Annotated in this window: 14 protein-coding genes; 7 read left to right on the forward strand and 7 right to left on the reverse strand. The window is 62.1% G+C overall.

Translation table 11 applies throughout. The annotated features are described in order from the left end of the window. Positions 1-41: 41 nt before the first annotated feature. Positions 42-1,547 carry an SLC13 family permease gene (locus ESO89_RS15575; protein ID WP_128906368.1) on the reverse strand — a complete coding sequence of 502 codons (1,506 nt, stop codon included), beginning with the start codon at positions 1,545-1,547 and terminating at the stop codon, positions 42-44. A gap of 110 nt (positions 1,548-1,657) precedes the next feature. Between ESO89_RS15575 and ESO89_RS15580 the strand changes: the two genes are divergently transcribed. From ESO89_RS15580 to ESO89_RS15605, 6 genes are all read left to right on the forward strand, one after another. Further along, positions 1,658-2,098, forward strand: a complete 441-nt coding sequence (locus ESO89_RS15580; protein ID WP_128906369.1) for a universal stress protein — start codon at positions 1,658-1,660, stop codon at positions 2,096-2,098. Further along, complete coding sequence (locus ESO89_RS15585) at positions 2,095-3,105, forward strand: NAD(P)-dependent oxidoreductase (RefSeq protein WP_128906370.1); 1,011 nt, start codon at positions 2,095-2,097, stop codon at positions 3,103-3,105. Before ESO89_RS15580 ends, ESO89_RS15585 begins: the two co-directional genes overlap by 4 nt. Positions 3,106-3,276: 171 nt before the next feature. Further along, positions 3,277-4,707 (forward strand): FAD-dependent tricarballylate dehydrogenase TcuA, encoded by a 1,431-nt coding sequence (gene tcuA, locus ESO89_RS15590; RefSeq protein WP_128906371.1) that lies wholly within the window; start codon positions 3,277-3,279, stop codon positions 4,705-4,707. Positions 4,708-4,840: 133 nt separating this feature from the next. Further along, a complete protein-coding gene (icd, locus tag ESO89_RS15595; protein ID WP_128906372.1) occupies positions 4,841-6,103 on the forward strand; it encodes an isocitrate dehydrogenase (NADP(+)) in 1,263 nt (420 codons plus the stop codon). Positions 6,104-6,248: 145 nt separating this feature from the next. Continuing rightward, positions 6,249-6,638, forward strand: coding sequence for a cupin domain-containing protein (locus ESO89_RS15600; RefSeq protein ID WP_128906373.1), 390 nt, complete (start codon positions 6,249-6,251; stop codon positions 6,636-6,638). A 69-nt stretch (positions 6,639-6,707) separates the two neighbouring features. Then, a complete protein-coding gene (locus tag ESO89_RS15605; RefSeq protein WP_241686262.1) occupies positions 6,708-7,451 on the forward strand; it encodes an SDR family NAD(P)-dependent oxidoreductase in 744 nt (247 codons plus the stop codon). 64 nt (positions 7,452-7,515) lie between these two features. Here ESO89_RS15605 and ESO89_RS15610 read toward each other — a convergent pair whose 3' ends face one another. The 3 genes from ESO89_RS15610 to ESO89_RS15620 form a co-directional block, all read right to left on the reverse strand. Then, on the reverse strand, positions 7,516-8,313 hold the full coding sequence (locus ESO89_RS15610) for an SDR family oxidoreductase (RefSeq protein ID WP_128906374.1): 798 nt from the start codon (positions 8,311-8,313) through the stop codon (positions 7,516-7,518). A gap of 121 nt (positions 8,314-8,434) precedes the next feature. Next, positions 8,435-8,929: a redoxin domain-containing protein gene (locus ESO89_RS15615; RefSeq protein ID WP_128906380.1), complete on the reverse strand. Its 495-nt coding sequence runs from the start codon at positions 8,927-8,929 to the stop codon at positions 8,435-8,437. A 263-nt stretch (positions 8,930-9,192) separates the two neighbouring features. Beyond that, a complete protein-coding gene (locus ESO89_RS15620; RefSeq protein WP_128906375.1) occupies positions 9,193-9,627 on the reverse strand; it encodes a low molecular weight phosphatase family protein in 435 nt (144 codons plus the stop codon). A gap of 189 nt (positions 9,628-9,816) precedes the next feature. Between ESO89_RS15620 and ESO89_RS15625 the strand changes: the two genes are divergently transcribed. Further along, positions 9,817-10,239, forward strand: coding sequence for an arsenate-mycothiol transferase ArsC (locus ESO89_RS15625; protein WP_379765391.1), 423 nt, complete (start codon positions 9,817-9,819; stop codon positions 10,237-10,239). 43 nt (positions 10,240-10,282) lie between these two features. Here the strand turns inward: ESO89_RS15625 and hcsS are convergent, their stop codons facing one another. From hcsS to ESO89_RS15640, 3 genes are all read right to left on the reverse strand, one after another. Beyond that, positions 10,283-10,507: a halo-CC-star protein HcsS gene (gene hcsS / locus ESO89_RS15630; RefSeq protein WP_112077628.1), complete on the reverse strand. Its 225-nt coding sequence runs from the start codon at positions 10,505-10,507 to the stop codon at positions 10,283-10,285. Further along, positions 10,498-10,914, reverse strand: a complete 417-nt coding sequence (gene hcsL, locus ESO89_RS15635; protein WP_128906377.1) for a halo-CC-star protein HcsL — start codon at positions 10,912-10,914, stop codon at positions 10,498-10,500. Before hcsL ends, hcsS begins: the two co-directional genes overlap by 10 nt. Then, the coding region (locus tag ESO89_RS15640) for an ArsA family ATPase (protein ID WP_164932820.1) at positions 10,911-11,313 on the reverse strand (403 nt) is incomplete at its 5' end. The genes hcsL and ESO89_RS15640, both read right to left, overlap by 4 nt.

The following is an 11,313-nucleotide window of genomic DNA, read 5'->3' on the forward strand; positions in this document are numbered from 1 at the left end:
AGCCCGCCGACGCCGCGCTCGCCGCCAATCAGGTGCAACCGTCACACGACGAGGGGCCAGTAAAAGAGCCATGACAACACGATCACAACGATCCCGTGGATCATTGTCACGAGTCCAAAGACGAGAACCTCGCGAAGCCCCAGCGGTCCCTTGTCGTACGAAAGCAGCACCGAGGTCGTGTTGAATGGGAAGAACGTTGTCGAGCCGACGGCGATCAGCACGGATAACGCTAGGTAGAGTCTGTTGAGTTCGAGGACGTTCGCGAACTCCATGATAATCGGCAGGGCGACCACGATTGCGGCCGATGCAGTCGAAAACCACGAGCGAATGAAGACAGCGAGTGCGAGAAGCGTCCCGATCACCAGCCATGGTGCCATCGCTGCGAACGGGACGACCTCGATGAGCGTCTCGACGACGTAATCGAGCGTTCCCGTCGTTTCCATCGCGTCGAGGATGGAAAACATCGCTCCGATGAGAAACAGGATTCCCCAACTGACATCGGCGATCAGATCCCGATTGACGATACCGACGCCCGGAATCGAGAGAACTGCGACCGCCGCGGCCGCCGGGACGATGGTCGGGACCCCGACGAAGGAACCGGCAATCCACGCCACAACCGCGCCGAGCATGACGGTGCTAACGATTCGTTGATCTCGTGTCAGCCTGACTCCGCCGTCGCTCGAATCGTCTATCTCGTTCGCATCAAACGTGTCATCCGTCCCGTCTTCCGGCTTCTCTCCGTTCACCGGGGTCTCGCTATCCCGGTCACTCGATTCAAGTGTCAGATCGTCGTCGATACCGTACACAACGAGGGCGCTGACTGTTGACAGCCAGAACAGGAGGATCATTGGGGGGATCATATACACGGCCCACTGGACCCACGTAACTGTCCGAACAGATTCGTTGATCAGCTGTGAAGTAATAATCGCCATCCCGCCGCCCGTCATCAGCATCATTGACCCGATCGGGTTAATGTGGCCGAGAACGATGAAGCAGGCCCTGCGAAACGTCCCGTCGTCCGAAAGCCCGTACGCGTCTGTCATCCGGTTGACGACGGGTATGAACGTCACCGTCCGGGCCACCGCCGATGGCATCAGGAGTGACAGCCCGAACATATGTGCCGCGAGCGATCGGACGGTCGTCCGCGGCGTGCTTCGCGTCGAGAGCATCCGTCCCGCGACGATCCTCCCCAAGCCCACCTCGGAGATCGCCCCGCCGAGGAGCAACAGCAGCAACAAAAAGAACACGAGCGTCGAGGCGAACCCACTGACCGCGTCCCCGAATGTCGGAACAAGTTCGAGGGCGAACAGCAGGACCGACGCGGCCGTACTCGAAACAACGTATGGGACCGCTTCCGTCAGCCACAACACGAGTGCGAAGAGGAAGACGGTGAGAACGAGCTGCATCTCGCGCTCGAGGCCGCCGAGCGGCGGCGCGAGGACCCCACCCACCAGCACGGCGATTGATATCCAGATCCCCGCGACAGCGAAACTAGGGAGCGATAAGCGATTGACGAAAGCGCGCAATCTGCCCTGGGAGGGTGGCATGTTGCTCAACCAACGCGGGTACGCCTCAAAAACACCACGGACCAAGCAAGTGCGACGGTCGCGATCCACTGAAAGTTATAAGAGTGTTCGTCACAGAGTGGTTGTCAACTATGACAATTGTCGCTGGGGTCGAACGGATCGATCGAGAGAGCAACGCCGTGATCGAGGGACGAAAACACGCCGAAGCGTTCGAGGAGGACCTCCACGTCGTCCACGTGTTGAGTCAGTCCGAGTTCCGCGACCTCGAACAGGACAGTCTCAGCGACACGGGGAAGACCGTCGCTGTCGACGACGTACGGGCGTACGCCAAAGAGACGGCCAAAAGCGTCGCGAGCCGAACGACCGACGACTACGAGGCTGTCGGCCTCGTCGGCGACGCCGGCGAAGAGCTCGTTCGATACGCGAACGAGCAGGACGCGAGCTACATCTGCGTCGGCGGTCGCCGCCGTTCCGCGGTCGGCAAAGCGCTGTTCGGCAGTGTCACCCAAGACGTGCTGATGAACGCGGAATGTCCCGTCGTCACCCACGTACGACCGGAACAAGAGGAATGACTGGCGGAGCGCCGCGCGCGCTCGTCGATCAAGACGTGAAGCCGCGCGACGTGCTTGAACGCGAGGTCGGCGCCGCCCTCTCGCTCGAAGTCGGCGTTGAGGCGACTGAAGAAGCGCTAATCGAGGCGCTCGACGGCGTCGAGATCCTCTTTACCACGTCCCGGCTTCCAGTCACTCGACGGGTGCTCGAACGGGCTGACTCGCTGCGGCTCGTGGCAAAAATCGGGACAGGGATCGACACGATCGACCTCGACGCTGCTGCGGACAACGGCGTGGGCGTCGTGTACACTCCAGGAATGAACGCGCTCTCGGTCGCGGAGCACGCCCTAACGCTGCTTCTGGCCGTCAAGCGGAACGTCCTGACAGGACAGCGCGCGCTGGAGGCGGGGAAGTGGCGCGACGAGGTGCCGAACGCGCGCTCGGTCGCGGGCACGTCGGTCGGAATCGTCGGGTTCGGCAACGTCGGCTCACGGCTTGCGGGCCTCCTCGATGGCTTCAACGTCGACGTGTACGCCTACGATCCGTACGTCCACGACATTGACACGCAGATCACGGGTACGACGCTAACCGATTTCGAGACCGTGCTCTCGGAACCCGAAGCCGTGATCGTCACCGCCGAGCACACGTCCGAGACGCGGGGGATGGTCGACGAGCGCGCTCTCGCGACGATGGACGACGACGCTGTGCTCGTGAACACGGCTCGCGGGCCCATCGTTGACACTGAGGCGCTCGTCGACGCGCTCAGGGCCGGCACGGTCGGGGGTGCCGGCCTCGACGTGTTCGAAACCGAGCCGCTGCCGTCCGATTCGCCGCTTCACGACTTCGAGAACGTCGTGACGACGCCGCACATCGCGGCATCGTCGGTCCGAGCGCGCTCGTCGATCATCGAGACGCTCGTGGAGTGCGTGTTCGCGTTCCTCAACGGGGAGACCCTCCCGGAACGGTTCGTCGCGGTCAATCCGGCGGAGAGACCCCGAGCCGCCCCCGACGACTCCGACGGAAACTAGTCACGCGGCGGCCGCCGTCGTCACCGTTCTCTGCTCTCGATATCCTTTGCCGAACTTCTCGTCCGCTGATGGACCCCAGGCTCGGCGCAGTCCTCGGGATATATCCCTTCACATGTTCGGCAAAACGGTTTCGGCAATCCGTGCTCCAGCCTGCAGTGGTTATAGTGACACATGTCCAACGAACAGTACGATGCGGTCGTCGTCGGCTGCGGTATCGCCGGGCTCGCTGCGGGGATCCGTCTCGCTGAACGCGACTGCTCCGTGGTTGTTCTCGAGAAATCTCCGAAAGCGCACCGAGGCGGTCACACTCGCTTCACCGAATCGTTCCGGATCCCCACTGCGGACATCGACCTCGACGTCGAGTTCAACGTCGAGGACTATACCGCTGCGGACTTCTACTCGGACCTGATGAAGACGACGAACTACCGAGCCGACAACGACTTGGCTCGTACGGTCACCGAGGAGGCCGCGGACACCTTTGAGTGGCTTACCGAGATGGGACTCGACTGGGAGTATCAGGCACCCCATTCTGGGTACACCGCGGGCCGCGTCTGGCTCGACGGCGAAACGATGATCGACGACTTGATCGAGTACTACGAGTCGCTCGGCGGGGAGGTGCGGTACGACGCCACGGTACAGGACGTGATCAGAGCCGATGACGGGTCCGCCTCCGGTGTGTCTGGGTTCGTCGACGGGCACCGCGTTCGGTTCGAGGCGGACGCCGTCGTCCTCGCCGCCGGCGATTACGGCTCCAGTAAGGAGAAGCGGACGCGGTACTTCGGGCCGGGGTACGGGAACATGAAGGTCCGCGGGAGCCGATACAACACCGGTGAGGTTATCGAGTCCGCGATGGACGCCGGCGCGAAGTCCGACGGCGAGTGGGGCAATGCCCACATGGCGATCATTGATGCGGGGTCGCCCGATATCGAGGGCGGGATCACCCGGATCGACGGGTACCAGTACGGGCTCATCCTGAATCACAACGGCGAGCGATTCGTTGACGAGGGCGAAGACTCGCGAGCCCACACATACGCGAAGTTCGGTCGGCGGATCTTCGAACAGCCGTACCACGAGGCGTTCATCGTCGTCGACTCGAAGGTCGTCGACGACGTGGCGCATATGGGGCCCTCGCGGGCGATCACCGCGGACTCGATCGAGGCGCTGGTGCGTCGCCTCGACATCGAGAATCCTGAGCAGGCAGTCGAAACCGTCGACGCGTACAACGAGGCCTGCGCCGCCGACGCCGCGGCGGCATACGACCCGGACGCGCTGGATGGGAACGCGGCGAACGAAGTCGATCCGCCCAAGTCGAACTGGGCGCTTCCTCTTGACGAGCCGCCGTTCACTGGCTATCCCGTCACCGGCGGCATGACGTTCGCCTTCGGCGGTGTCGCGATCACGTCTGACGGCGAGGTGCTGGACACTACCGACACCGTCATCCCCGGCCTGTTCGCGGCCGGCAACGTCACAGGCGGACTGTTCTACGACAACTATCCCGGCGGCTCCGGTCTGACGAACGCAGCGGTCTACGGTCGCATATCCGCGGACACTGCGGCCGAGTACATTTCGGAGACAGCCCCCAGACAATCGACCGACGACTGATTGCGACGACGAGGCGGACCAATCGAAATACCTGCCCAGTCGGTCAATGCAGCAGACCGGGCGATCGGGTTCAATCTTGGCGAACCCCGAACGGGCAGGTTTTTATCGGCTCAAAGCGACCCCACGCACGTTCATGAGCTACGACAAAGTCGACGTTCCTGACGACGGTGAGGCCATCACGCTCGCCGACGAGGAAACTGGCGAGCTGAACGTTCCCGAGAACCCGATTATCCCGATCATTCACGGCGACGGGATCGGCACCGATGTCGGGCCGGCCGCCCAGAAGGTACTGGACGCGGCCGCGGAGGCGACGGGCCGCTCCATCGCGTGGATGCGGCTTTTCGCGGGCGCTAGCGCCCGAGAGAAGTACAATGAGAATCTTCCCGAGGACACGGTCTCCGCGATCCGCGACCACCGCGTCGCGATCAAGGGTCCGCTCACCACCCCCGTCGGCGCCGGCTTCCGCTCGCTGAACGTGGCGTTGCGCAAGAAGCTCGATCTGTACGCGAACGTTCGGCCAACCTACCATCTCGACGGCGTGCCGTCACCCGTGAAAAGCCCGGGAGCGATGGACATGGTCACCTTCCGGGAGAACACCGAGGACGTGTACGCCGGCATCGAGTGGGAGGCCGGCACCGACGAGTCCGAGAAGGTCCGCGAGTTCGTCGAAGACGACATGGAGGTCGACGACGTGATCCACGACGGCCCGGTCGGCATCGGCATCAAGCCCATCTCCGAGTTCGGCTCGAAGCGCCTCATCCGCGAGGCGGTCGACTACGCGCTCGCCAACGACCGCGACTCGGTCACGCTCGTCCACAAGGGGAACATCATGAAGTTCACCGAGGGCGCGTTCCGCGACTGGGGCTACGAGGTCGCCGAGGAGGAGTACGGCGACGACGTCATCACTGAGGACCAGCTCTGGGAGGAGCACGACGGCGAACAGCCCGAGGGCACTGTCGTCGTCAAGGACCGCATCGCGGACAACATGCTCCAGCAACTGCTGACCCGCACGGACGAGTACTCCGTCATCGCGACGATGAACCTCAACGGCGACTACATGTCCGACGCCGCCGGCGCGCAGATCGGCGGCCTCGGCATCGCGCCCGGCATCAACCGCGGCCACGGTCGCTGTCTCGCCGAGCCCGTCCACGGCTCTGCGCCCAAGTACGCCGGCGAGGACAAGGTGAACCCCACCGCGATGATCCTCTCCGGCCGCGAGATGCTCGACTACCTCGGCTGGTCCGACGCCGCCGACCTCGTACGTGACGCCGTCGAAGAGACCATCTCGTCCGGGAAGGTCACCTATGACCTCCACCGGCAGATCGAGGGCGGCGAGAAGCTCGCCACCAGCGAGTTTGCCGACGCCGTCGTCGAGCAGATCGACGAGCTGGCGTAAGCGATCGGTTCGTTCCTCTTCGGAGGACTGTATCCACCCATTTTTGTGGACCGTCAGCTGTCGACAGTGACGATCGCTGTCTGTGACGGGGTATAGCGCTCGTTTAACCCTAGGCTTTTAACTTCTTTTCCCTGCTCGGTAGAGTATGGTACGCAAATACGACCCGGAGAAAATTCCGTCGGTGTACAACCTCTCTGACGCCCCAGTCGCGAAGGAGGAGCCCGGGTTCGAGCAGGTCGTCTTCCGCGGAGTCGACCAGATGGTCGGCATGACGACGATTGGACCGGAAAGAGAAGACAAGCCGCAACACACCCATCCGTGGGAGCAGACGACGATCGTCATCGAGGGGGAGGTCGACTTCCTCGTCGACGGAGAGCGAGTCTCGCTCGGCGCGCACGACGCGGTGGAGATTCCACCGGACGTTCCGCACGCGTCTCGCGCCGTTGCTTCCGAGCCGGCGCGCTTGCTCGCCTTCTGGCCCCTACGGGAGGATCGACTCGATGAGACCGAGTACCAGACGGAGTTCGATGTCTAACCCCAGCGCGACCGGCCGAGTGAGGGTCGCGAGGTGACACAGATAGATCTGTCCGGAAAAACCGCCCTTGTGACCGGATCGAGCCGAAACATCGGTCGAGCGACTGCGGTTCGGCTCGCGGAATCCGGGGCCGACGTGGGGGTCACGGCCCGCGATGACGCCGACGGCTGCGAGGAGACCGCGCGTCTCGTTCGTGAAACCGGCAGCGAGACGGCGGTCGCGCTCGCCGACATCGGCGACCCCGACGCGGTTCGATCGATGGTCGACGAACTCCGCGATCAGCTCGGACCGATCGATGTGCTCGTGAACAACGCGACCTACCGACCGTCGAAGCCGTTTCTCGACGTGGAGACCCGAGACCTTGATCGCGTGCTTGCCGTCAACTTTAGAGGAGTCTTCCAGACGACGCAGGCGGTCGTCCCGGACATGATCAATCGGGACGGCGGGTCGATCGTAAACCTGATCGGAGCGATGGTGTATCTCGGTAAACGTGGCCACGCCCACTCCTACGGATCGAAACTCGGAATCGAGGGACAGGTGCGGCAGCTAGCGACCGAGCTCGGATCCGATGGGATTCGAGTCAACGGGGTCTCGCCTGGGCTCATCGATGTCGATCGAACGCGAACCGACGACTGGGACCGAATCGAGCAGGAGGTGATTCAATCGACCCCTCTCGGACGGCTCGGGGACGTCGAAGAAGTGGCCGACGCGTGCTGTTTCCTCGCATCAGATGCCGCGTCGTTCGTGACCGGGCAGGTATTACACGTCAACGGCGGAACTTACCCGACGCCGAAGCTGGTACCGGACCCGTAACGGTCCGTGGATCCCCTTTCCCGTCGCTGCAGGGCCGATAGTAGGCGCGAGCGCGACCCTGATCTTACAGGAGGCGCGAACTCCACCCGCCGTCGACGGGTAACACCGATCCGGTGACGTACGACGCGGCCGGCGAGGAGACGAACGCGACCGCCTTCCCAAATTCCTCGGTCGTTCCCATCTCCGGCAGCGGGAGTTCCGCGACGCGGAGCTCGCGAACTTCAGCCTCCGTCAGCCCTTCGCGCTCAGCCCGCGCGGCGATCTTCGACTCGATCCGGTCGGAGAGTACCCCGCGGGGAGCGACACAGTTCGATCGGATCCCGTTTTCTCCCTCTTCGTTAGCAAGGGTCTTCGAGAGCCCATAGATGCCCGGGCGGAACACGTTTCCGAGGGTTCCGTGCGGAGTCGGCTCCGCCGCGGAGGCGGCGACGAGGTGTGTGATCGCACCCCCGCCATCGCGGAGAGCGGGTAGCGCCGCTTTACATTGGACCACTGTGCTTCGGAGCACGTTATTGTACCCTTCGTCGAACGCTTCCAGAGAAGTGTCCTCGAAGGACGCGTTGTTCGGACCGCCGTGGTTGGTTACCAGCACGTCCAGCCCGCCGAACTCCTCGACTGCCGACGTGATCCCTGACTCTATCGCGCCGGGGTCGGTGAGGTCCATCTCGACGGTGAAGACCGCGTCGTCGTCGCAGCCGGTCTCGTCAAGTATCTTTTCACGGGCCGCAGCGAGGTTGTCCGCGCTTCGGGACGCGATGGCGACGTTCGCACCCTCAGCAGCGAACTGCGTCGCCACACCGAGTCCAAGTCCTTTGCTTGCTGCGGCGACAAACACAGACGCTCCGCTGAGTTCTAACTCCATAGGTTGCTATCTCTTTAAGAATAGGTAACACTTTTGTTCACGGTAGAGCGCATGGCAGCCACACGACGGACCGCTCACGCGGGTCGATCGACGTTCCCGCCGTCGACGGCGCCGGTCGACCCTATCGGCGCGCCGCATCCACCCGCTTTCGCACGTCGTCGACGAACGATCCAAACTCGGGGTTTCCGCCCTCCCGAACCCACCGGTATGTGACCATTCCGTCCGAATCTATCACGAACACGCTTCGCTGGGCCGACTCGATAGAGCCGTACATGTCCGGATAGACGACATCGTACGCGTGGATAACCTCGTGATCCCAATCTGAAAGCATCGACACGTCGAACCCTTCTTGCTGTATCCAGATGTTCTGGGCGAACGGAAGGTCGACGCTAACGCCGTACACCGACGCGTCGAGTGCCTCGAAGGAGTCAAGTTCGCTCCCGAAGGCACACATTTCCTCGGTACACCCCCCGGTGAATGCTCCTGGTACGAACGCGAGCACGATCGGTCCGTCTCCCACCTTCTCTGATAGCGTGAACTCGGAAACGTTGTCGTAGCTTCCTCCCCCGGCCAGCGGAACGGTGAAATCTGGTGCATAGTCGCCTTCAGAAACCATATGAGGTTCTACACGCACAGCGACGTAATGGTAACGGGAATAACGGGTCGCTATCGACCACGAGCGAATACCCCTGACGCTCGCTGATAGTGCAAACTCAATCGTCGACTCGACGCGCTAGCAAATTCCAGTTTTCCCGATCTTCCATAACTTCGGAGGATAGATCTCATGCGTGCCTTTGTTTTCTCACAAAAAGCTTGATTAAAACCTCGCTAAATCAATAACAGTCCGTCATTCGAGTACCGCTCCAGCAGGCGCTTGTTTCACTGTGAACCGTTCGCGTGAACTTCGTCGAACAAGTCTGTAACCCGCTGTTCGATATCGTTTCGGATCTCACGGACCTGATCGAGATCTTGGCCGTCAGGATCTGTTAGCGCCCAGTCGCGAACATCTATCTCTTCAGCATCGAGTTCGAGTGTCGAACAGCCCATTGTGGCGACGACGTCACATGATTCGAGCTCAGTTGTTGAGACTTCTCGAGGGACTCGATCCGAGAGATCGATCTCGTGGTCTTGCATGACCGCCACGACCTCGTCATGGACGCTATCGGCGGGGTGAGTGCCACCGGTAATGATCTCAACACTGTCTCCGAGTCCACGACGGTCACGCTCGCGTTCGGCGAACGCTGTTGCCATCTGACTGCGACCAGCATTTTGTACACAAACGAATCCTAGAGTAACCGGCAAATCATCACTCATAAACAACAGAATCGATGCCGTCGACTTGAGAACTTCTATGTGGTATATATACGTCTCATTAGCTCAACACGGCTCTGAGAGTACTTCTCAGATAGCCTATCAAGAGCCGCTGTGCCTGAAGTAACAGCTATACCGATCCCACTCGCTTGTGGAGGTGTGACTGAATCCGATGAGCGGACGGACCACCAGATCGCGTTCGTGTGCGTCCAAAACGCAGGACGGAGCCAAATGGCGGCGGCGTTCGCTGAGCGCGAGCGCGACCGTCGCGGTGTGGGCGATCAGATTACGATCGTTACCGGTGGCACACAGCCCGCAGACCACGTCCACGAGATTGTCGTCGAAGCAATGAGAGAGCGGGACATCGATCTCAGCGACCGAACGCCGCGAGAGGTGACGCCAGACGAGCTACAGGCGGTCGATATCGTCGTCACGATGGGGTGTTCGGCATCGGACGTGTGCCCAGCGACGTGGAACGGCGAGAATCGCGATTGGGGGCTTGACGACCCCCACGAGCGTCCGATCGAGCAGGTTCGGGAGATCCGTGACGAGATCGAAGAACGTATCGTCTCGCTGTTCGATGAACTCCTGTCGCAAACTCCGTCCGCGGAGTGACAATTGGCAGGGCCGTCAGCCGGAACCGCCCCTGTGACCTCCGCTAACAGCAGCCGTCGTCGTCGGCGCCGCAGACGCTCCCGTAGTCGACACCAGTCTCGTCGCCGATCGCTTCGTTACACTGCATCACCATCGTGGTGAACGCGAACTCCGAGGAGGACTCTTTCGCCGCCGCAAGCTCTTCGCCGAGCGACTCGGCGGCCGCGACGACCTCGTCGTCGGTGACTCCGTCCTCGCTGGCGTCCTGACCGGAAGCGCTCAACAGCACCCACCTCCGGTGGACCGCGCGAACTCCTCGCCGATTTCGTCGCTAATGGCGTCGTTCGTTCGCTTGAGCAGTTCTATCAGATCGGCCTGTGCGGCCTGCTGACGCTGGATCGTCTCGTTGTTCGACATTTCGGTCTGGAGCTGCTTCAGCTCGGCCATCACCGACTCGTCGAAACCGCCGCGTTGCATCTGCTGTTGCTTTCGCTGGTACTCGCGGAGCAGCGCCATCGCGTCGTCATCGTCCTGTAACGCCTCGTCGGCCGCGACGAACCGCTGATACGTCTCAGACTCGTCGAGCGTGTCGAGGAACTCGTGGAGCGCCGCCTCAATGTTGGCTTCTACGTCTTCTTCATTCGACATGCCCACGCTGTCCTCGGCCGCACCTTCCACGTCCTGTGCGTCGCTCACGAGGGCGTCACCTCCGGTGCGTCCGCTTCGACAACGTCTGCGAGTCCGGTAATCTCCTCACCGAAGGCGCTGAGTTCGTCGAGCCCAATCGGTTCGTCCTGCCGGAGCGGCGCCAACATCAACGGCGCGTCGAACCGGTCACGGATCTCGTCGAGATACTGCGCCTGCTGAGCGCGCCGATTCGCGAAGAAGGCGTTGTCGCCGTACTCCTCGGGGAGGAGGTAGTTGGCGACGACCAGCGAGGTCTCGATGCCGACCTGATCTTTGAGGTCGGCGGCGGCCCGGTAGGCTTCCATCATAGGCGTGTACTCGGGGTACATCACGAACGCGAACGTGCTCCGTTCGGGGTCTTTCATCGTCTCGATGACCTCGTCGTACTGGTCGCCTTTGGCGGGGGCA

Source organism: Halorubrum amylolyticum (assembly GCF_004114995.1).
Classification (GTDB): Archaea; Halobacteriota; Halobacteria; order Halobacteriales; family Haloferacaceae; genus Halorubrum; species Halorubrum amylolyticum.